The following is a 22,369-nucleotide window of genomic DNA, read 5'->3' as shown; positions in this document are numbered from 1 at the left end:
GCCCCCATATCTTTTGCCATGCACACCTTATTTCAAATCTGTAATCTTTCCGTCCGCGTCCAAGACAAAACCCTGCTTGAAATCGATCAACTGGATATACCTCACGGCATGACCGTCATTATCGGCCCGAATGGTGCGGGCAAATCTACTTTACTGCGTGCCTTAATCGGGCAAACGGGGCAGGGGGGAATCACGCTTTTCGGTGAGGCCGTTGCGCCGCAAATCCGCGCGGGCAGGGTGGCATGGGTCGGGCAGCATGGCCGTTACAATATGCCGATGACCGTACGCGAATACATTGAGTTGGCGTCATTCGTACAAAAAGGCCGTCTGAACCATGAATGGGCGGACGAGCTACTCGATTATTTTGATTTGACGGCGTTGGCGGATAAGCGCATCGGCAAGCTTTCAGGTGGCGAGCAACAACGCACCAACATCATCCGCGCCCTGTTGCAAAACGCGCCGGTCTTGCTTTTGGACGAACCGTGCAACCATCTCGATATCCGCCACCAACACCGCCTGATGCAGTATTTGGTCGGGCATTCAAACCGTGCCTCATCAATGATGGTATTACACGATTTAAACCTCGCCGCGCGTTATGCGGAACATATTATTTTGATGAGTAAGGGAAAAGTCGTTGCATCAGGCAAGGTGGGCGAAGTGATGTGCCCCGACTTGCTTGAATCGGTTTACGGTTGGCAGATACGCCGTTGCGAAGATGAAGCAGGGTTTTATTTCAGAAGCTGAGTGCCAACAGGCCGTCTGAAAAACGATAAAGAAAATTTATTTTATCGTTCAAAAATGAAACGAGATGGGAGGATATTCCCGACTTGAAGAACCAAATTTTGCGCATTTCACAAATAAAATGCCGATTTTCATCAAATAGAAATACATTTAATTATTTATAGAATACAATATTTTAAAATAATACTAATTTTGAATTACGCAAAAATATTGACAAGAAAACGATGATGGTTATTTAATATATAAATCTTATTAATAATTTTTATTAATCATTATCATGGTACAGCAGCTTGTTTGGACTCCGAAACAATCCGCGCCCAAGGCATTTCCCGAACGTCAGGCATTAATGCCCGTTTGGGGCGGTGTTCCAATGCCGCGCCCCCAGTGGCAGAACATTTGGAAGAAAAAGCTTCCCCATGCCACCGATGTGGACGCGCTTGCTTATCTGCATATTCCATTTTGCGCCAACCATTGCGTTTTTTGCGGCTTCTACCGCAATGCGTGGAAGGACAGCCAAAGCAGCGTGTACACCGACAAAATTATCGAAGAAATGGCCGCTGAAGCCGAAGTCCGTACAGGTAAGGGCAAAATCCGAGCTGTTTATTTCGGGGGCGGCACGCCGACCGCGTTGCTTACGGAAGACCTCGTCCGCCTGATTCGTGCCTGCTACCAATATCTGCCGCTTGCCGAAGATTGCGAGTTCACCATCGAAGGGCGCATGAGCCATTTCGATTTGGAAAAAGCACAGGCCTGCATCGAAGCAGGGGCCAACCGCATTTCCATCGGCGTACAAACTTTCAATACCGCCATCCGCCGCCGTCTCGGCCGCAAACACAGCGGCGACGAGGCATTTGAATATTTGGCAAAATTGTGCGAACTCGATGCCGTGATTGTGGCCGATTTGATGTTCGGCCTGCCCAATCAAACCGATGAAGTTTGGCAAAACGATATCGCCCGCGCCGCCGAGCTGCCTCTGTCCGGTCTGGATACATACGCGTTCAACCTTTATCCCATGCTGCCCATCAACCGCATGATTGAAAAAGGCGCATTTCCGACACCACCGGGTTTCGATATTCAGGCAGACCAATATGCCTACACGGTTGAAACACTGCTGGAAAAAGGCTGGGAACAAGTCAGCAACAGCCACTTCGCCTATCCCGGCCGCGGCGAGCGCAACCGCTACAATACCCTGATCAAATCCGACATTCCCTGTCTGGCGTTCGGCTCCGGCGCAGGCGGTAACTTCGGCGGTTTCAGCTATCAGGTGCAGGGCGACTTGGAGAGTTATCTCGCCACGCCGAAAGGCGAGAAAAACATCACGTTTATGAGCGGCCATAGTCCAAATAAAGCACTGCTCAGCAAAGTCCAGCACGATATTGAAACAGGCCGTCTGAATCCATTATTGTTCGACGGCAACAAAGCAGCGCAAAAGCTGATTGCCCAATGGCAGGAAATGCAGCTTTTTAAAGAACCCGATTCAGACGGCCTGATCCGTTTGAATACCAGCGGCCGTTATTGGTCGCCCACCCTTATCCGCAAACTCATGCTCACTCTTCCAACTCAAGAAAAGGATCAAACCATGCAAAAACTTTCAGCCGAACAACAAACCATGTTGCGCCAATCATTGGAAAAAAATCCAGGCCAAGTACTGGAAATGCTGGCAGCGCAAAACCAATGCAGTTTTGAAGACGTTATCCGCTGTCTGCCGGAAGAGAATGTGCGTCAAACCGAAGGCAGCCGCATAGTCGAAATCCTCCAAGCCATTGCCGCATGGGATGAATCCGTTACCTTCATCGCCCACACCCCCGATGCCATCGTCGAAGTCAGCGGCAAACTGCCTAACGGCAAAGTCGGCCGCGGTTTCTACAACTTTGACCATCCTGAAACCGATGGCGGCGTACACGGTCATATCTATTACGAAAACTGCGCCTCCATCTACCTTTTGGAACGCCCGTTCATGGGCAAAGCTACTTGCTCGCTCAACTTTATCAACCGCAACGGCGGCGCCATGTTTAAAATTTTTGTCGGCCGCGATGAGGCAGGCGAGTTGAAACAACACCAAATCGAAGCCATGCGCAAATTGTTTGATGCCGCTTAAACGGCTTCAGACGGCCTGATAATCCGTTCCTTGTTGCATAGAGGAGCGGATTTTCTAACAACAAACATCTACCATACAAAGGAACCCCAAACATGCAACTCATCTTCGGAGCCAACGGCCCGTCCGGCCGCGCCTATATCCGCACATTGACTGACTCAGCCGATACCGTCGCCGTATTGAGAAGGCCGTCTGAAGACAGCTTTTTTGCCGCACACAATATTCAAACCGTCGTCGCCGATGCGCTTGATGCCGACGCGCTCGATAAAGCGTTGGCACAATATCGTCCCGATACTGTGATCAGTTTTGTCGGCGGCAAAAACGAAGAGGGCATCCGCAGCGATGCGCTGGGCAATATCAACATCATTGCCGCTACGAAAGCCGCCAATCCGCAAGCTCGCTTTGTACTGATTACCAGCATGGGCTGCGGTGAACAATGGGACATGATGAGCGAGCCGTTCAAACAGGCACTCGGCGAAGCCGTCCGTGCCAAAACAGAAGCTGAAATCTATCTCAAACAAAGCGGTTTGAATTGGACCATCCTGCGCCCCTGCGGCCTTGCTGATGGCGAAGATAATACCTATACCTTGACACAAAATACCCAAGAAATTCCGCAAAAATACATGACGCGCAACGGCTTGGCCGCTGCCGTTGCTGCCATTGTCGGCCAAGCGGACAGCAAGGGCGAAACGTATAGCGTTGGTGCGGCATAAACGGATTGAGTAGATTGCCCACTTTCTCTTTATTAAAGTTGGAGTAGGTAATTGATTAGCAGCCGATCAAAACAATAAAGGATTTGCTTAGAAAAGGCTGGAGGATATAAATAAAAAGGCCGTATGAAAATTTCAGACGGCCTTTTATGTTTGAATTCTGTAAGTGATTGTACTACTGAGAGAAACAGGAGTTGGCAGGCTAAAATATTAGACTTATGAATTTAACATAATATAAATTATGTAGTTTTCTCTATACCCAACAATCGCTGTTGTTTGTTCCTGTTTGTTAACTATTAGTTAATCTTAAAAGATTCTGTATAATACTCCAATTTTTAGTATAAAATCAATAGGTTTTAATAGAAATTTGGCGGTTTAACATGCTATAACTCTCACACTTCATTATTGGCTAGTGAAATAGGGTAGAGGATAGTCATATCATCTTGCCAATGCAATTCTTCCTTCACCCCCAGGGAGAAGGGCAAAGGATATAATCTTGGCAATGGTAATCTCCTCAACTGCTACTATTGTTTAGGCACCCTGATTTACCGCCAGCTGCCCAATGGCAAAAACCAGTATTACCAATACGATTTAGAAAACCAACTCGTCCGCGCCGAAATCAAAAAGCCAGCCGGCAATACCGAGATCTGGACATACGCCTACGACCCGTTCGGACGACGCCTCTCCAAAGAACGCCAAGACAAACTCGCCTGGACGAGTACCGACCCGAAACGCACCCACTTCGTCTGGGACGGCAGCCGCCTATTGCAGGAGTACATCTACAAAGGCAGCTACACCTATATCTACACCGACCAAGACAGCTACGAACCCTTAGCCCAAGTCTTCCACAACAACCAAGACGAAGCACAATACCTTGCCTATTTCCACAACGACCAAGTCGGCATACCGAGGGAGATGACCGACATCCATGGTAATCTCTTATGGTACGGCGAATACACCGCTTGGGGCCGTCTGAAAAAAGATGAGCGGGTTTATCGGAATGCACATCAGCCGTTCAGACTGCAGAACCAGTATTACGATGAAGAAACCGGCTTGCATTACAACCTGATGCGGTATTACGAGCCTGAGGCGGGGCGGTTTGTAAATCAGGACCCGATTAAATTAATTGGTGGAGATAATTTATATCAGTTTGCGCTGAATACGCAGGCTTGGATTGATCCATGGGGTTTGGTTCGCCTTATACGTTACAAACCCCGAGATACTATTTCGGCTCAAAATGGTGCACGTGGAACAGCCATAGATAGAGCTTGGAGAGAGGAAAAAGCTTTAGTTGAAGCAGGGGGTGGTACTCGAAATTGGACACAAGCAGAAAGAGATTTGATTTTGAACACGAAAAATAAAAATTTGACTTCTGTTATGTCTGAAGCAGGTTATACTGGTCATCATATTAATTCTGTTGAATTAGGCAGTCTAGGTCAAAAATGGAAAGGTGACCCAAGAAATATTGTATTTTTGCCTAATAGTAACCATCCTGGAGGAGTTGACGAACATTTACATTCTAATCAAGGGCATAGAGGTCGCTGGACCAATTTGGGGCGCGGTAGGTTAATTGATAGGCGAACAATGTTGCAACAACTTAAAAAATGCACAAAATAGGAGTATATTATTATGTTTAGTTTGAAAACAGCAGTTAAAAATCTTTCTAATATTTATGGTCAACTCTCTCGTAAGGAGATCGATTTTGGGGAAATTATAATTGACGAAAAAATATTACAAGATAATGCGTCTATCATTAACTATTTTTTCAATTTGATAACATTAAATCCTCAAATTCATATAGGTCAGCCATTTAATTTAATTTTTGCATCATCTGAGAATCAAGAAGGCTTAGTAGGATGGCAAGAAGCCATAAACATAGAGAATTATCTCTATATAGCTAATCAAAATGACGAACCTATATTAATTTCAAAGGAAACCCTTGAAATCTTTTCTTTACGATTAGGGTCAAAAGAACCTAAAAAAATAGCTTCTTCTTTAGGAGATTTTATACAAACATTGTCTGAAATAATGGCATTGTCGGAAAAATTCTTTTCGAAGAATATTAATAATGATGATTATTTTATTCTAGAGGACGATGAATTTATTGCTGAACTTAATGTTTTTTTTCAATCAACTAAACTAAGTATTGAAGTAAAAAACTTCTATAATTTTTTCTTTGAATAATTGGGAATAACAAGCAAGCCGTAGCCTGCATAAATTTTCAAATTCATAGGTAGCAAGTCGTAGCCCGGACAAAACCTTCAGTCCTGACGTAGGGTATGTACGGTACGCACGCACGCGGTTTCTGCTTTTCAGACGACCTCAATACCTTCTTTGAGGTCGTCTGAACCATTTGTTCTTTAACAATCTTATTGACGGTTAACATAGAAGTCATCTGAAAGACCGTCCCGAGACTTGGCACATCCACCGGTTCAAACGCACCATCCTGCCCGACGGCCGCCATATCGATTACCTGTACTACGGCAGCGGACACCTGCACCAAATCAGCCTCGACGGCGAAGTCGTCAGCGACATCGAACGCGACAAACTGCACCGCGAAATCCAAAGGACGCAGGGCAGCATCAGCAGCCTGTACGACTACGACCCCATGGGTCGTCTGAAAAGCCAGCGTACCGTCCGGAGCGGCACACAAACGCTTCACGGCAAACAAAACCCGCTGGTCGGCGGCGCCGTCAACCGCCGCTACGCCTACGACAAAGCCGGCAACCTGATTCAAAGCGCCGACCAAAGAAGCGGCGTCCTTAATTACGTTTACGACAAAATCGGACGCATTCAAGAAGCCCGCAACAGCCAAACCGGCCGCAGCGAAACCTTCGCCTTCGACCCCGCCCACAACATCCTCGACATCCCGACATCTACTCCCTCTCCCGTGGGAGAGGGGCGGGGAGAGGGCAAAACGACCGCTCCGGTTTCAGACGACCCCAAAACTCAAGGTCGTCTGAAATCACCTGCCAAGCCCAACCTTACCAGTGGCAACCGCCTCAAAGAATACAACGGCATCGAATACACCTACGACGCATTGGGCAATTTGATCTACCGCCAGCTGCCCAATGGCGAAAACCAATATTACCAATACGATTTAGAAAACCAACTCGTCCGCGCAGAAATCAAAAAAGTAGCAGGCAACACCGAGATCTGGACATACGCCTACGACCCGTTCGGCAGACGCCTTTCCAAAGAACGTCAAGACAAACTCGCCTGGACGAGTACCGATCCGAAACGCACCCACTTCGTCTGGGACGGAACACGATTACTTCAGGAGTACACCTACAAAGGCAGCTACACCTATATCTACACCGACCAAGACAGCTACGAACCCTTAGCCCAAGTCTTCCATAACAACCAAGACGAAGAGCAATACCTCGCCTATTTCCACACCGACCAAGTCGGCATCCCGCGCGAGATGACTGACATCCACGGCAATCTGTTGTGGTACGGTGAATACACCGCCTGGGGCCGTCTGAAAAAGGACGAGCAGGTTTACAAGAATGCGCATCAGCCGTTCAGATTGCAGAACCAATACTTCGATGAAGAGACAGGGCTACATTACAACCTGATGCGCTATTACGAGCCTGAGGCCGGTCGGTTTGTGAATCAGGACCCGATTGGGTTGTTGGGTGGGGATAACTTGTATCAGTTTACGCCGAATGCGCAGGCTTGGGTTGATCCTTTAGGGCTTGCTAGTTTGTATGAAATAGGTATTTATGGGAGTTTGAACAGTAAAGCATATGTGGGAGATGGCTTGCAAGCTCATGAGTTAATTCGGCATAAGGCTTTGGTGCAAAGCGAATATACATCTAAAAATGTTCGTTTGCCGCAGAATCCTTCTATAGCTTTAGATTTAGATCATCATACAAGTAGTCCAAAGAAAGATACTCGTGGTATAGGCGGTGCGCATTATCATGAAGAGCAAATTCGTTGACAGTACTACCAACTAGGTAGGAATCAAATGTCTCCAAACCTGCATAGGGAAATTGATATTGGGCAAGGAGCTCTTAGAAAAGCAGGAGTTCCAAAAAGTGAAAGGAAGAAGTTACGCAGAGAAGCAAAAAAATTCATGAGGCCGACTAAGCGGCGGGCTTTGTCGTAATGGTAGCCGAAGGTATGCCCCAGTGCATTGGTGCGTCGGGTCGGCAGACCGTCTTGGCCGTATCTGTAGGTGGTTTTGGCTTGGATTGTTATGGAAAAGATATTTCAGACGACCTCGAAAAAGGAGTGAGGTCGTCTGAAAAGCAGAAACCGCAACACCCTATGTTGTGGAGGTTTCATGCGAATTGCGGCTTGCTATCGTTATATCTAATTGATGCGGAGCAACTTAGTTTTAAAAAGGGAACAATGTTTGTAAGAAAAACTATGATTTACTAATTTTTTTTAATAGTTTAGTAATATTTTCTTTTTCACTTTGATTAATTTCAGAATTGTCTTGATAGTCTAAAAGCATAAAATATAACATATCCAAATAATTACACTTGGCTATTTTTTTATCTAACTCTTTTTTAATATATAAGATATATTTTAGTCTTTCAGGTTTATTAATTAATAAATATCGAATAATAAATCTTCCTATTTCGCAAGCCACTGAACTTTCATAAAGCTCAGACGCTGAAGTAATTTTATTTATTAATTTAAACCTTTTAGCTTTAGTTATTTGGGAAAAGTCGAGATCTGAACTTTCTAGGGTAATAATAAATTCCCAAAGCCCCCTATTTTGGATTATTTTTTTATTACTGAGGAGGTAATATATAAAAAAGAATGTGTCGTTATCAATAGTAGGTTGAAATATTGTGCTATCTAAGTTTAGAGAAATATATTCCAAAGCATCTTGTAAATCCTTTTTATTTTCTAATGAGTGTAAATATTTAATTATTTCTAGATTGCTCATTGCATTAATTATTTTATAATTCATTTTCATAGCCTTTATATTTTAAAATTATGGCAATGCTAAACTACCAGCTCCTGCTACGGGGGTGGCAACAAATGATATAGCAACAGCTCTTACAATTTTATACCCTATGTAGATTGCAGCGGCGGTTCCCGCTGCTTTCCCCACAGTTTTCAAATTTTCTTGGGTTTGACTATTAGGCACTGAAGAAGGTGAGGTACATCTACCAGGGGATGGTGGAGGTAAATCATCGCAATTATCATTTAACCATTGTTTATGTTTTTTCAAAGTTTCTTTAAGTTGTTCAACTAGTTGAATATGTCCTTCAACTGAATCTCTAGGCTTTATACCAGGTTTGTGCTTATATGGTAAATTTCCAGGATTGGCTTTGATTTCTTGATTTCTTTTAATAATATCATTTTCTATATTGCTAATCTTTTTACGTCTAGCAATACAATTAGGATGGTCAAATGCAAATTTATTTTTTAATCCTAATATGTCAAGCCAACCTTGAACGTTCGGTACAAACTGATAAACGTTAAAGCCGCCCCACAACCCAATCGGATCCTGATTCACAAACCGACCCGCATCAGGTTCATAATACCTGAAGGAGTTGTAATGCAGCCTCGTTTCACGGTCGGCGTACTGGTTTTGCAATCGGAAGGGTTGGTGAGCAGTTCCGGATATGTTGGTTTCACTCTTCAGTTTGCCCCAACCGTAATAATCCCTGAACCACAGCAAATTACCGTCCTTATCGGTCATTTCTCTTGGGATGTCGATTTGGTCGCAGTGGAAGTAGTGGGTTTGTTGGAGGCTTTCTCCGTCTTCGTTGGTCCGGTTGTGTACCTGTGCCAAAGGTTCATAACTGTCGGGATCGGTGTAGATATAGGTATATCTGCCGTCCGATTGGATTTCTTGCAAGAGGTGGCTGCCGTCCCAAACGAAGCGGGTTTGCTCTTCGAGACGAAGGTCGTCTGAAAAATGTTTTGTCAGACGAACTACGTTTACTTATTGCTATTCATATATTCGTGAGGCATTCAAAATGTCTGCTAACATACTCCAATTTAAAGTTTTGTCGTTATATTCTTTCATACCCATATTTTTATAGTATCCATCCATATCTTCAATCCAATTTTTCATGGCTTCTAAAAAGCTATCTAGTGTATTATTTTCAAAATCTTCTGTATGAATTTCAGTAATGAATTCTTTTAAAAAAACTAGAAAGTCATCTCTATTTTTAATTTCCATAATTTAGTCCTCATTGAACAATTAGATTCTTGCCGTTGCCAAGTTTTAAAGTCATTGATTTACCTTCCGTTTTAGTAGTCATTTTCCACATTTGTTTTTTTACCATACTAGAATTTGCTTCTTGAACAGGAGTACATTCTATTTTCGCGATTTTAAAAGCAGCCAATCTACGATGGTCTAAAGTCCATGTTTTGCCACTCGCGTCTTTCCAAATATTAATTCTTAAAATATTAGGATCTAACTTACCAGATTTTAAATCTGCCGCATTTTGTAGAACTGTATAATCCCCTGTTTGATTTTTTGCACTGCTTTGCATGAAGTGAATATCTTTTGTTGGCATGGTTCCTGGCGGACAGTTTTGGCATTTCCCAGTCAAACCTAATACATCAATCCACCTCTGCATGTTCGGCGCAAACTGATAAAAATTACTTCCACCCCATAACCCAATCGGATCCTGATTAACAAACCGCCCCGCATCAGGCTCATAATACCTGAAGAAGTTGTAGTGCAGCCCCGTCTCACGGTCGGCGTACTGATTCTGTAATCGGAAGAGTTGGTGAGCAGTTCCCGTTATGTTGGTTTCACTCTTCAGTTTGCCCCAACCGTAATAATCCCCGAACCAAACCAGATTGCCTTCGCCATCGGTCATCTCACGCGGGATGCCGATTTGATCGCAGTGGAAATAGTAGGTTTGTTGGCCGCTTTCGCCTTCTTCGTTGGTCCGGTTGTGTACCTGTGCCAGGGGTTCGTAGCTGCCCGGATCGGTGTAGATATAGGTATACCTGCCGTCCGGTTGGATTTCTTGCAGTAAATGGCTGCCGTCCCAAACAAAGCGGGTTTGGTTTTCGAGGCCGTTCCCGCTTAAATCATGCGGGAATGACGTTTCTGAAACTTCTTCGTTTTTCAGACGACCTTTGCCTATCCTTCTGCCCAAGGCGTCGTAGCTGTACACCCAAGTTTCTTTTGTGCCGTCTTTCTTGAAGATTTCCGCTTTAACCAGTTGGTCGTGCAGGTCGTAGAAATAGTTCTGCACTTCGCCGTCGGCCAGTTCGCGGTGGATCAGGTTGCCGAAGTGGTCGTAGTAATAGGTCGTGCCGTTGTAGGTTTTCAGGCGGTTGTCGGTGATGGCGGAGCGGTTGTCTGAAAGCGGTGCGGTTGTTTTGCCCTCTCCCCGACCCTCTCCCACGGGAGAGGGGGCAGGGTACGGTTTGACCTTTTCCGTCGGAATGTCGAGGATATTGTGCGCAGGGTCGAAGGCGAACAGTTCGCTGCCGGCTTGGGTAATCCTGCCCAGTTTGTCGTACTCGAACTGCGTCGTGCCCGTCCGCTGGTCGGTGCTGTGGGTCAGGTTGCCGGTGCGGTCGTAGCCGTAGCTGCGTTTGACGGCGGTTTGGCCATAGCCCGCTGCGACTTTGTTTTTGCCTTTGCCGCCTTCGGTCAGGTCGTTGAGGGTGGCGATTTGTCTTTTCAGACGACCTAAAGGGTCGAGTTCGTAACGGCTGGCGAGTTTACCCTGTGTGCGGAAGATTTCGCGGTGCAGCCTGTCGCGTTCGATGTCGGTGATGACTTCGTCGTTGAGGCTGATTTGGTGCAGGTGGCCGCTGCCGTAATACAGATAGTTGATCTGTCTGCCGTCGGGCAGGACGGTGGCGGTGCGGTTGCCGTTGAAGTCGTAGTGGTAGCGGACGGTTTCGGTAACGGGCAGGTACAGCATGTCGTACTGCGCATCGCGCCAGTCGGTTTCGGGCAAACCGTTTTGGGCGTTTTCTTCCTTAGTCGGCACTTTCCATTGGTGCTGGCCGATGATTTGGCCGTTGCCGTTGTAGTCAAAGCAGGTAATGCTTTGGCTGTTGGCGACACGGACGAGGTTGCCGTCAAAGTCGTATTGGTAAACGGTTTCCTGAACCTTGTCGTTATCGCGGGCGAGTGTGTGGATTAAGCGTCCCAATACATCTCGTTTGAACTCGGTAATCCGCAGCGGGGTTTGGCTGTCGAGGCCGTCTGAAAGCGGGGCGGCATCTTTTTTAGCAACGGGTTGCCCGCCCAGTTGCGCCATCAGTTTGGCGGCGAGGGAGGCGTCGTCGCCGTATTCGCGCTGTTCAATTAGTTCGTTGCCGGCGTTGTAGTGGTAGCCGGTGAGCTTATGGTCGAAGCCGCTTTCGGCAATCAGGCGGTCGAGGACGTCATAGGCAAAGCGGTAGCGCGCACAGTTTTCATTGGTGAGGCCGATTAGGCGGCGGGCTTTGTCGTAATGATAGCCGAAGGTATGGCCCAGCGCATTGGTGCGTCGGGTCGGCAGACCGTCTTGGCCGTATTTGTAGGTAAGATATAGAGTAGAATGAACGATAATGAGATTATTCAGACAACCTAACTATTTTCTTCGAGATCGTCTGAACTATTTGTTCTTTAACAATATTATTACCGATTGATGTATATCTACTATTCAGTTGGATTTCCCGCAATAGGTGGCTTCCGTCCCAAACGAAGCGGATTTCCTCTTCGAGGCCGTCCGAAAGGGGTTTCAGACGGCCTTTAGGTTGTTTGTCGGTAACTACCCTAACTTATGCTTTGTTATACATAATTTCCTATCTTTTTTCTTAAAAATAAAAATATTTTTACCCCAAAGGGTGTTGTTAATCCCCAAATTCCTCCGAATATCAATCCTTCAAAGAGCATAAAATTCTCTCTTTTGATTTGTATAGCTAATCCCAGCAACATCCCAATTATCATCTGAATAATAGATAGGTATTTAATATTTTTTCTTTCTAATTCTAAATGGAACAATATCACTAAGAAAAAAGAGATTATTGGAAGTATAACCAATTTAACTGTTACATTATCCCCATAATAAGCCATCCATAACCAAATGAAAAACCAAGAAATTAAAATGCTTATCCAATATTTTTGAGTAAATTCCTTAAATTTATTAGACATAAAAAATCCTTTTAACCACACGGAGAATCGCTAAATACACTTTTTTTCTCTCCTCCAAAAATTGCTTTAGCTATTTGGCTAGTGGCAGCAACGGCTGCTCCAATTGCAGCATATTTTTTGATATTGGATAAATTATGAGCGGCTGCTTTTGTAGATTTACCTAGTTGTTTTCCTACTTTATGGCGGGCATTTTTAGCTCCTTGTTTTCCAAATAGTTCAGTATATTTTTTACCTAATTCCTTAGCCATAGATTTATTTTTTGCGAAACCAACAAGATTTGTTGAGCCTTTCCATGCACATTTGCCAACGGTAGCAGCTCCTGGAATAGTAGGAATAATCCCACCTATGGCTGCACTTACAGCTACTGAATTCCAATTAATACAATCCAATGGTTTATTTGATAAATAATTTCCAGCAACTTGGAAAACAATATCAACAGCTCCCCCCATTAAAGCTCCCACTGCCATTACAACAAGTATTGGTAAGTTACCACTGGGATCAATCCATGAACCAGTATTAGGCGCAAACGCATACAGATTCTCTCCACCTTCCAACCCAATCGGATCCTGATTCACAAACCGACCCGCATCAGGCTCATAATACCTGAAGAAGTTGTAATGCAGCCCCGTCTCACGGTCGGCATACTGATTCTGTAATCGGAAGAGTTGGTGAGCAGTTCCCGTTATGTTGGTTTCACTCTTCAGTTTGCCCCAACCGTAATAATCCCCGAACCAAACCAGATTGCCTTCGCCATCGGTTATCTCTCTTGGGATGCCGATTTGGTCGCAGTGGAAGTAGTGGGTCTGTTGACGGTTTTCGCCGCCTTCGGTTGTCCAGTTATGTACCTGTGCCAAGAGTTCGTAGCTTTCGGGATCGGTGTAGATATATGTATACCTGCCGTCCGGTTGGACTTCCTGTAAGAGGTGGCTGCCGTCCCAAACGAATCCGGTTTCCTCTTCGAGGTCGTCTGAAACTTCTTCGTTTTTCAGACGGCCTTTGCCTATCCTTCTGCCCAAGGCGTCGTAGGTGTACGCCCAAGTTTCTTTCATGCCGTCTTTTTTGAAGATTTCGGCTTTAACCAGTTGGTCGTGCAGATCGTAGAAATAGTTCTGCACTTCGCCGTCGGCCAGTTCGCGGTGGATCAGGTTGCCGAGCTCGTCGTAGTAATAGGTCGTGCCGTTGTAGGTTTTCAGGCGGTTGTCGGTGATGGGATTGAGGTCGGCTGAAAGCGGCACGGTCGTTTTGCCCTCTCCCCGACCCTCTCCCACGGGAGAGGGGGCAGGGTACGGTTTGACCTTTTCCGTCGGAATGTCGAGGATATTGTGCGCAGGGTCGAAGGCGAACAGTTCGCTGCCGGCTTGGGTAATCCTGCCCAGTTTGTCGTACTCGAACTGCGTCGTGCCCGTCCGCTGGTCGGTGCTGTGGGTCAGGTTGCCGGTGCGGTCGTAGCCGTAGCTGCGTTTGACGGCGGTTTGGCCATAGCCCGCTGCGACTTTGTTTTTGCCTTTGCCGCCTTCGGTCAGGTCGTTGAGGGTGGCGATTTGTCTTTTCAGACGACCTAAAGGGTCGAGTTCGTAACGGCTGGCGAGTTTACCCTGTGTGCGGAAGATTTCGCGGTGCAGCCTGTCGCGTTCGATGTCGGTGATGACTTCGTCGTTGAGGCTGATTTGGTGCAGGTGGCCGCTGCCGTAATACAGATAGTTGATCTGTCTGCCGTCGGGCAGGACGGTGGCGGTGCGGTTGCCGTTGAAGTCGTAGTGGTAGCGGACGGTTTCGGTAACGGGCAGGTACAGCATGTCGTACTGCGCATCGCGCCAGTCGGTTTCGGGCAAACCGTTTTGGGCGTTTTCTTCTTTGGACGGCACTTTCCATTGGTGCTGGCCGATGATTTGACCGTTGCCGTTGTAGTCGAAGCAGGTGATGCTTTGGCGGTTGGCGGCGCGGACGAGGTTGCCGTTCGGGTCGTATTGGTAAGCGGTTTCCTGAACCTTGTCGTTATCGCGGGCAAGGGTGTGGATCAGCCGTCCCAATACATCTCGTTTGAACTCGGTAATCCGCAGCGGGGTTTGGCTGTCGAGGCCGTCTGAAAGCGGGGCGGCATCTTTTTTAGCAACGGGTTGCCCGCCCAGTTGCGCCATCAGTTTGGCGGCAAGGGTGGCATCATCGCCGTATTCGCGCTGTTCAATTAGTTCGTTACCGGCATTATAGCGGTAGCCGGTCAGTTTATGGTCGAAGCCGCTTTCGGCAATCAATCGGTCGAGGACGTCGTAGGCAAAGCGGTAGCGCGCACCGTTTTCATTGGTGAGGCCGACCAGGCGGCGGGCTTTGTCGTAGTGGTAGCCGAAGGTATGGCCCAGCGCATTGGTGCGCCGGGTCGGCAGACCGTCTTGGCCGTATTCGTAGGAAGTGGTATGGCCTTCGCCGTCGGTATGGGTTTTTAAACGACCTGCGGCATCGTAGCCGAAGGTCTCTTTGCTGCCGTCGGGATAGAGGGCAAGGGTAAGGTTTTGATTGGCGTCGTAGTGGTATTCGGTATGCTGTCCCAGCGCATCGGTAATACGCGCCAACTGTCCTTCGGGAGTGTAAGAGAGTTTGGTTTCGTAACCCGAGCAGTCGGTAATCCGGTCGGGCTGATGGTTTTCGTTATAGTGGTAGGCGGTACTGCTGCCGTTCGGATCGGTCACCGACAGCAACAGACCGTTGCCGGCATATTCGAAACGGGTGATGTGTTTCAGCGGGTCGGTATGGGTCAGCAGGTTGCCCGCTTCGTCGTAGGTATAGCCGTGATAACGGCTTTCGGCATCGCTTTTACGGATCAGACGGTAGTTGTCGTCATAGTCGAAATGCAGGATGACGCCGTCCGGACGGGTAATGCTTTCCACCTGGCCCTCGTTGCTGTACTGATAACGGGTAACGCGCCCCATTGCATCGGTATGGCTGAGCAGACGGCCCAAGTCGTCGCGTTCCATCAGGTTGGTGCTGCCGTCGGCAAACACCCGTTTGGTCAACTCGTTGTTGTAGTCGTAATGGTATTGCTCGGTACGGCCCAATACGTCGGTTACCTCGGTATAACCTTCGTGATAGGTAAAACGCCATTCCTCGCCCAAGGAAGTCCGGTTGCGTAACACTTTGCCGGTCGGGGTGTAATGGTCGTATTCGTATTCCGATACCAATCCGGCTGCATCGGTGTGCGACACCATCAGATTGTTCTTATAGCCGAAGCTGCGTTTGACCTTGCCGTCGCGGCCGATAACGCGGACTAAGTCACCACTGCCGTTGTATTCATAGCGAACCAGCGGGCTGCCGACCCGGACCGCTTCGCCAAAGGCAGGCAAACCCTCCAACAGCGATACCGACAGCAGCCGCATTTTAGGCGATTGCTCATCGGCTACATTGCCAAAGTTCAGCGAGAATACCCGTCCGTTGCCGTCAATAATGTATTGCGGCAGACCGGTCAGCGGATGATAAATGAAACGCTGATGGTTGCCGTTGGCGTCTTCTACCGCGACCAAAGGGAAGAGGGTGGAATCTTCGTCCGAACCGTCTTCAGCGACCACCAAAGGCGCAAAACGCAACGCTATCGAACCGTCCAGCGACGCAATGACATAATGGCCGTCCGGGTTTTTACTGAACCAAATCTGTTCGCTTTCGAACAATACCGGTTCTTCATCATCTTCATCCACTTCCGGCAAAGGGAACAAACGGCCTTGATCGTCGATATAGGCCAATCCCGCCGCATCGCGGATGATGCGTTGGCAGCCCGGTACGCTCCAACCCTCGCCGAGCCAGCCGGTACCGTCTTGGTCGGAATAATAGCTGCGGCTCCATACCAGCGGCAAAATGCCTTCAAAGGCAAAGTCGGTTTCACCGGTTAGAAACTTCAAACCGTGTATCGGATTCACCGGCCGACCGGCACCCACTGCACCCTTACAGGACAGACAGGTTTTAGGGGGGAGTCTTTTGCTGAACTTGCCGTTCATATGGAACATATCGCCGGTGCGCACGATATAGCGTTTACGGATTTTAACCGAGGAAGAATGGCGCATAGGCCATGCCGGTTTGGTGGCGGTGCGGCTCTTTACCCCTTTACGGCCCGGAAGGGCGATTTCATCGCCATAAGTCTTGTCCGTCTTACTGGCTTTAAAGACAAAAGCAGGCTTGCGGTTGAGGCGTACGTCTTTGGCGACGGTTTGGGCACCGCCGAGGTCGGCAAAGAGTGGGAAGGGAATGGGCGGAACGGAAGGGGGAGCGGGTGGTGGCGGCCAACAGAAATCGGGGACGGTAAAGACAACGCGGAACTTGCTGCTTTTACGGGCGATTTTATTGACGGCCATGGCGGCTTGCTCCTGTTTGTGGGATGGGGTCGTCTGAAAATTTTTCAGACGACCTTACGGGCGCGTTAGAGCTTGGGAAAGCCTATGTTTACTCAGTATCTCTAATATTCATATTCCCTGATGAAATACCTTCTTCTGATTCTACAAAAAGTTCCCCATCCTCCTCTACGATAAATGAATTTCCAGTTCTAAATATTAAATTATATAATCCCTCATAAAATTTACCTCCCAAATAATATAAATCTCCAGAATCAGGAATAAAATAAATTCTTCCCAGTTCGTCAATAAGGATTTCTCGGCTATCTGCAAAGCCGAAATTTCTTAATTTTTTTTTCCAATAGATTTTTGATAAAAAATATAATCCTCATCATCTATCGAATAGTCAACTAAGGTATTTGTAGTTTCACCAAAGTTATGCAGTACCGTAGATAGAAAGATGCGTCCATTACTACGATAATAAGCGTCATTGCTAATTGTTAAATACCATATTTCTCTTAGAAATTTTTTTACATTATCAGGTAACTCCTCTAAATGGTGGGGTAGAGAATCTAAAATGATTTCTCTATTCTCATACCAGCCTGAATCAATCATTTTCTTAAAAAAATCTGAGTGTATTTCGTATGGTTGTTTCATAAATACTTCTTGTTATTTTACTGTAGTATTTTAGAATGAAATATTCAGCCTTATTGACGCCTGTTTGGAGTCATAGATGAACAAAAGGGAATTCCATGCTAATTCAGGTCCTTTAAATTCGAGTACTGGAGCACTTTTTAGTACACAATATGATTTTAAAGAAGGATATAAATTAAGAAAATTTTGAATAATTCTTGATTCTAAGATGTTTTTAGTTAAATAAAAATAGTCATTAAATAAGATATCAATTTCCTTTTTGTATATGTCAATAAATATTTTTCCTTCTTCTTCAAGGTAATAAATATTTTCTTGAAATAAATAAACACCTTCTTGTATATTTTTAAAATTTATTAATTTAGTTTTTTCTTTAATGTCTTTAATGTCATTAAAGTTTAAGGAGAGATTATTGATGACAATGTTTTTTTGTTGTATAAATAATTTAATTTGATTCATATTTAATTTTACCTCCTGAAAGATCGAAGTTTGCCAGTACTTGTTAATTTCGGTTTATCCATATCTCGAATATAATATTGAGTTGCTCCCCCATCACCATATTTTTTATTTGCTTTTGCTTTTGATTTTCCTACGCAAATATCTTCTTCTACTACAAATATATGTAATTGTTTTCTCATGTCACGTGCGGCAGTAGCATTTCCACTATGTTTCACCTGTACAGAATCGTTAAATGCTCTGGCATTTCCTCTTGCAGAACGTACAGCGTATCCTCGAACAAAATAATTCCCAGGGGCAGAAGCCATACCTGCCGGCCCATGTGGATACAGTGTAAACAATATTGTCCCTTTTTCTAGGACAACATTTTTCCAATTATCCACACCTGGATAGTCCTCACTTCCTTGCCAGCCAGCCGCTTCACCGGCAGGATCTTGTCCTGCACATGGATCATTACATGTTCCAGGCGATTTTTTAGAACTTAACCCTAATGGGTCAGCCCACATTTGACTGTTTTGTAAAGCCCAATAGAGGTTACTGCCACCAGCCAACCCAATCGGATCCTGATTGATGAATCTTCCGCAGTCAGACTCATAGTATCTGAAGAAGTTGTAATGCAGCCCCGTCTCACGGTCGGCATACTGATTCTGTAATCGGAAGAGTTGGTGAGCAGTTCCCGTTATGTTGGTTTCACTCTTCAGTTTGCCCCAACCGTAATAATCCCCGAACCAAACCAGATTGCCTTCGCCATCGGTCATCTCACGCGGGATGCCGATTTGATCGCAGTGGAAATAGTAGGTTTGTTGGCCGCTTTCGCCTTCTTCGTTGGTCCGGTTGTGTACCTGTGCCAGGGGTTCGTAGCTGCCCGGATCGGTGTAGATATAGGTATACCTGCCGTCCGGTTGGATTTCTTGCAGTAAATGGCTGCCGTCCCAAACAAAGCGGGTTTGGTTTTCGAGGCCGTTCCCGCTTAAATCATGCGGGAATGACGTTTCTGAAACTTCTTCGTTTTTCAGACGACCTTTGCCTATCCTTCTGCCCAAGGCGTCGTAGCTGTACGCCCAAGTTTCTTTACTGCCGTCTTTTTTGAAGATTTCGGCTTTCACCAGTTGGTCATGCAGGTCGTAGAAATAGTTCTGCACTTCGCCGTCGGCCAGTTCGCGGTGGATCAGGTTGCCGAGCTCGTCGTAGTAATAGGTCGTGCCGTTGTAGGTTTTCAGGCGGTTGTCGGTGATGGTAGGGCTATTGTTATCGGACAGGATATTGTGCGCAGGGTCGAAGGCGAACAGTTCGTTGCCGGCTTGGGTAATCCGGCCTAGTTTGTCGTACTCGAAATGCGTCGTTCCCGTCCGCTGGTCGGTGCTGTGGGTCAGGTTGCCGGTACGGTCGTAGCCGTAGCTGCGTTTGACTGCATAAGCCGATGTTACAGTGTTCTTATCTGTCTCGGTCTGCGTCAGGTCGTTAAGTGCGGCGATTTGCCTTTTCAGACGACCCAGGGGATCGAGTTCGTAACGGCTGGCGAGTTTACCCTGTGTGCGGAAGATTTCGCGGTGCAGCCTGTCGCGTTCGATGTCGGTGATGACTTCGTCGTTGAGGCTGATTTGGTGCAGGTGGCCGCTGCCGTAATACAGGTAGTTGATTTGTCTGCCGTCGGGCAGGACGGTGGCGGTACGGTTGCCGTTGAAGTCGTAGTGGTAGCGGACGGTTTCGGTAACGGGCAGGTACAGCATGTCGTACTGCGCATCGCGCCAGTCGGTTTCGGGCAAACCGTTTCGGGCGTTTTCTTCTTTGGACGGCACTTTCCATTGGTGCTGGCCGATGATTTGACCGTTGCCGTTGTAGTCGAAGCAGGTGATGCTTTGGCGGTTGGCGGCGCGGACGAGGTTGCCGTTCGGGTCGTATTGGTAAGCGGTTTCCTGAACCTTGTCGTTATCGCGGGCAAGGGTGTGGATCAGCCGTCCCAATACATCTCGTTTGAACTCGGTAATCCGCAGCGGGGTTTGGCTGTCGAGGCCGTCTGAAAGCGGGGCGGCATCTTTTTTAGCAACGGGTTGCCCGCCCAGTTGCGCCATCAGTTTGGCGGCAAGGGTGGCATCATCGCCGTATTCGCGCTGTTCAATTAGTTCGTTACCGGCATTATAGCGGTAGCCGGTCAGTTTATGGTCGAAGCCGCTTTCGGCAATCAATCGGTCGAGGACGTCGTAGGCAAAGCGGTAGCGCGCACCGTTTTCATTGGTGAGGCCGACCAGGCGGCGGGCTTTGTCGTAGTGGTAGCCGAAGGTATGGCCCAGCGCATTGGTGCGCCGGGTCGGCAGACCGTCTTGGCCGTATTCGTAGGAAGTGGTATGGCCTTCGCCGTCGGTATGGGTTTTTAAACGACCTGCGGCATCGTAGCCGAAGGTCTCTTTGCTGCCGTCGGGATAGAGGGCAAGGGTAAGGTTTTGATTGGCGTCGTAGTGGTATTCGGTATGCTGTCCCAGCGCATCGGTAATACGCGCCAACTGTCCTTCGGGAGTGTAAGAGAGTTTGGTTTCGTAACCCGAGCAGTCGGTAATCCGGTCGGGCTGATGGTTTTCGTTATAGTGGTAGGCGGTACTGCTGCCGTTCGGATCGGTCACCGACAGCAACAGACCGTTGCCGGCATATTCGAAACGGGTGATGTGTTTCAGCGGGTCGGTATGGGTCAGCAGGTTGCCCGCTTCGTCGTAGGTATAGCCGTGATAACGGCTTTCGGCATCGCTTTTACGGATCAGACGGTAGTTGTCGTCATAGTCGAAATGCAGGATGACGCCGTCCGGACGGGTAATGCTTTCCACCTGGCCCTCGTTGCTGTACTGATAACGGGTAACGCGCCCCATTGCATCGGTATGGCTGAGCAGACGGCCCAAGTCGTCGCGTTCCATCAGGTTGGTGCTGCCGTCGGCAAACACCCGTTTGGTCAACTCGTTGTTGTAGTCGTAATGGTATTGCTCGGTACGGCCCAATACGTCGGTTACCTCGGTATAACCTTCGTGATAGGTAAAACGCCATTCCTCGCCCAAGGAAGTCCGGTTGCGTAACACTTTGCCGGTCGGGGTGTAATGGTCGTATTCGTATTCCGATACCAATCCGGCTGCATCGGTGTGCGACACCATCAGATTGTTCTTATAGCCGAAGCTGCGTTTGACCTTGCCGTCGCGGCCGATAACGCGGACTAAGTCACCACTGCCGTTGTATTCATAGCGAACCAGCGGGCTGCCGACCCGGACCGCTTCGCCAAAGGCAGGCAAACCCTCCAACAGCGATACCGACAGCAGCCGCATTTTAGGCGATTGCTCATCGGCTACATTGCCAAAGTTCAGCGAGAATACCCGTCCGTTGCCGTCAATAATGTATTGCGGCAGACCGGTCAGCGGATGATAAATGAAACGCTGATGGTTGCCGTTGGCGTCTTCTACCGCGACCAAAGGGAAGAGGGTGGAATCTTCGTCCGAACCGTCTTCAGCGACCACCAAAGGCGCAAAACGCAACGCTATCGAACCGTCCAGCGACGCAATGACATAATGGCCGTCCGGGTTTTTACTGAACCAAATCTGTTCGCTTTCGAACAATACCGGTTCTTCATCATCTTCATCCACTTCCGGCAAAGGGAACAAACGGCCTTGATCGTCGATATAGGCCAATCCCGCCGCATCGCGGATGATGCGTTGGCAGCCCGGTACGCTCCAACCCTCGCCGAGCCAGCCGGTACCGTCTTGGTCGGAATAATAGCTGCGGCTCCATACCAGCGGCAAAATGCCTTCAAAGGCAAAGTCGGTTTCACCGGTTAGAAACTTCAAACCGTGTATCGGATTCACCGGCCGACCGGCACCCACTGCACCCTTACAGGACAGACAGGTTTTAGGGGGGAGTCTTTTGCTGAACTTGCCGTTCATATGGAACATATCGCCGGTGCGCACGATATAGCGTTTACGGATTTTAACCGAGGAAGAATGGCGCATAGGCCATGCCGGTTTGGTGGCGGTGCGGCTCTTTACCCCTTTACGGCCCGGAAGGGCGATTTCATCGCCATAAGTCTTGTCCGTCTTACTGGCTTTAAAGACAAAAGCAGGCTTGCGGTTGAGGCGTACGTCTTTGGCGACGGTTTGGGCACCGCCGAGGTCGGCAAAGAGTGGGAAGGGAATGGGCGGAACGGAAGGGGGAGCGGGTGGTGGCGGCCAACAGAAATCGGGGACGGTAAAGACAACGCGGAACTTGCTGCTTTTACGGGCGATTTTATTGACGGCCATGGGGTGCTTTACTCCAGAGATTGGATGGTGATATGAAGATTGATATCCGTTGA

At 47.7% G+C, this 22,369-nt stretch carries 13 protein-coding genes and 3 pseudogenes; 7 read left to right on the top strand and 9 right to left on the bottom strand.

Going from position 1 to position 22,369, the window contains the following annotated elements; translation table 11 throughout:
- Positions 1 to 18 precede the first annotated feature (18 nt).
- From FAH66_RS04120 to FAH66_RS11000, 7 genes and pseudogenes are all read left to right on the top strand, one after another.
- Positions 19 to 744 (top strand): ABC transporter ATP-binding protein, encoded by a 726-nt coding sequence (locus FAH66_RS04120; protein ID WP_137040778.1) that lies wholly within the window; start codon positions 19 to 21, stop codon positions 742 to 744.
- Between the two features lie 274 nt (positions 745 to 1,018).
- Positions 1,019 to 2,839: a heme anaerobic degradation radical SAM methyltransferase ChuW/HutW gene (gene hutW / locus FAH66_RS04115; RefSeq protein ID WP_137040777.1), complete on the top strand. Its 1,821-nt coding sequence runs from the start codon at positions 1,019 to 1,021 to the stop codon at positions 2,837 to 2,839.
- 92 nt (positions 2,840 to 2,931) lie between these two features.
- Positions 2,932 to 3,549, top strand: coding sequence for an NAD(P)H-binding protein (locus FAH66_RS04110; protein WP_049351026.1), 618 nt, complete (start codon positions 2,932 to 2,934; stop codon positions 3,547 to 3,549).
- Between the two features lie 432 nt (positions 3,550 to 3,981).
- Positions 3,982 to 4,737: pseudogene (locus FAH66_RS10805) on the top strand (RHS repeat-associated core domain-containing protein); the annotation flags it as partial.
- Positions 4,735 to 5,163, top strand: a complete 429-nt coding sequence (locus FAH66_RS11005; protein ID WP_244285054.1) for a hypothetical protein — start codon at positions 4,735 to 4,737, stop codon at positions 5,161 to 5,163. The pseudogene FAH66_RS10805 and the gene FAH66_RS11005, both read left to right, overlap by 3 nt.
- Positions 5,164 to 5,175: 12 nt before the next feature.
- A complete protein-coding gene (locus FAH66_RS04100; protein ID WP_137040775.1) occupies positions 5,176 to 5,730 on the top strand; it encodes a hypothetical protein in 555 nt (184 codons plus the stop codon).
- 424 nt (positions 5,731 to 6,154) lie between these two features.
- Positions 6,155 to 7,489 (top strand): RHS repeat domain-containing protein, encoded by a 1,335-nt coding sequence (locus FAH66_RS11000; RefSeq protein ID WP_244285011.1) that lies wholly within the window; start codon positions 6,155 to 6,157, stop codon positions 7,487 to 7,489.
- A 429-nt stretch (positions 7,490 to 7,918) separates the two neighbouring features.
- On the opposite strand, the gene FAH66_RS04080 is transcribed toward FAH66_RS11000, so the two are convergent.
- From FAH66_RS04080 to FAH66_RS04030, 9 genes and pseudogenes are all read right to left on the bottom strand, one after another.
- A complete protein-coding gene (locus tag FAH66_RS04080) occupies positions 7,919 to 8,473 on the bottom strand; it encodes a hypothetical protein (protein WP_137040774.1) in 555 nt (184 codons plus the stop codon).
- A 462-nt stretch (positions 8,474 to 8,935) separates the two neighbouring features.
- Positions 8,936 to 9,412, bottom strand: a pseudogene (locus tag FAH66_RS04075) (RHS repeat-associated core domain-containing protein); the annotation flags it as partial.
- Positions 9,413 to 9,463: 51 nt separating this feature from the next.
- A complete protein-coding gene (locus tag FAH66_RS04070; protein ID WP_137040773.1) occupies positions 9,464 to 9,697 on the bottom strand; it encodes a DUF7660 family protein in 234 nt (77 codons plus the stop codon).
- Between the two features lie 10 nt (positions 9,698 to 9,707).
- Positions 9,708 to 11,879: pseudogene (locus FAH66_RS04065) on the bottom strand (RHS repeat-associated core domain-containing protein); the annotation flags it as partial.
- Between the two features lie 389 nt (positions 11,880 to 12,268).
- On the bottom strand, positions 12,269 to 12,631 hold the full coding sequence (locus FAH66_RS04050; protein ID WP_137040772.1) for a cytochrome C biogenesis protein: 363 nt from the start codon (positions 12,629 to 12,631) through the stop codon (positions 12,269 to 12,271).
- A gap of 11 nt (positions 12,632 to 12,642) precedes the next feature.
- Complete coding sequence (locus FAH66_RS04045; protein ID WP_137040771.1) at positions 12,643 to 16,965, bottom strand: RHS repeat-associated core domain-containing protein; 4,323 nt, start codon at positions 16,963 to 16,965, stop codon at positions 12,643 to 12,645.
- 321 nt (positions 16,966 to 17,286) lie between these two features.
- Positions 17,287 to 17,598 carry a hypothetical protein gene (locus FAH66_RS10890; protein ID WP_208648087.1) on the bottom strand — a complete coding sequence of 104 codons (312 nt, stop codon included), beginning with the start codon at positions 17,596 to 17,598 and terminating at the stop codon, positions 17,287 to 17,289.
- 30 nt (positions 17,599 to 17,628) lie between these two features.
- Positions 17,629 to 18,051, bottom strand: coding sequence for a hypothetical protein (locus FAH66_RS04035; protein ID WP_137040770.1), 423 nt, complete (start codon positions 18,049 to 18,051; stop codon positions 17,629 to 17,631).
- Between the two features lie 8 nt (positions 18,052 to 18,059).
- Positions 18,060 to 22,316 (bottom strand): DUF6531 domain-containing protein, encoded by a 4,257-nt coding sequence (locus tag FAH66_RS04030; protein ID WP_137040769.1) that lies wholly within the window; start codon positions 22,314 to 22,316, stop codon positions 18,060 to 18,062.
- Positions 22,317 to 22,369: the final 53 nt, after the last annotated feature.

Source organism: Neisseria subflava (assembly GCF_005221305.1).
Lineage (GTDB): Bacteria > Pseudomonadota > Gammaproteobacteria > Burkholderiales > Neisseriaceae > Neisseria > Neisseria subflava.
This window is presented reverse-complemented; position numbering and strand designations above follow the sequence as displayed.